Consider the following 680-nt stretch of genomic DNA (forward strand, 5'->3'; position numbering starts at 1 on the left):
GCATACGGGCGGCGGCGGAGCCGATGGGGGCGGCGCCGGGTCGGGTGGGGAGCCCGACATTGGTGCGGGTGCCGGTGACGACGTAGCCCTTGACGCCGCCCGCGAGGGCGTTGCGCACGGCACCGATGTCGTCGGCGGCGGACAGGGCCAGTCCGTTGGGCCAGCCTGCGGCTCGGGTCTCGGAGAGCAGGGTGAGACCGGAACCGTCGGGAAGGTGGACGTCTGCCACACAGATGTCGCGGGGGTTGCCGATGCGGGGACGAGCCTCCGCGACGGACGAGGCCTCGATGACGTCGCGCACACCGAGCGCCCACAGATGGCGGGTGACGGTGGAGCGGACGCGCGGGTCGGCCACGACCACCATGGCGGTCGGCTTGTTCGGGCGGTAGGCGACCAGGCTTGCGGGCTGCTCGAGGAGAACGGACACCAGGCCTCCTGGGGTGTGGGACGACTTTCAAGGTCACAGTCGTCTTCGGCAGCAAACCCGCGGTCCTTTAGAGAAAGATCACGATTTAGTGAGTAGCAATCAGTGCAATTCGGACACGCTGTCGATCGTTCGGTGAACGAAACGGTTCGTTCGAGGGGTCACTCGTGATTGAAAGTGGCCGTATCGACAAAGACACCACAAGCGACGGGTAAGACCTCGGTGTGCCTCGGGTAAGGCTCAGCGTGACTGCGGG

At 66.5% G+C, this 680-nt stretch carries 1 protein-coding gene; it reads right to left on the minus strand.

What is annotated here, in order from left to right; genetic code table 11:
* A partial coding sequence (locus JHN63_RS52160; protein WP_200692070.1) for a response regulator occupies window positions 1–427 on the minus strand: 427 nt, incomplete at its 3' end.
* Window positions 428–680 lie beyond the last annotated feature (253 nt).

Source organism: Streptomyces sp. MBT65, assembly GCF_016612545.1.
Classification (GTDB): domain Bacteria; phylum Actinomycetota; class Actinomycetes; order Streptomycetales; family Streptomycetaceae; genus Streptomyces.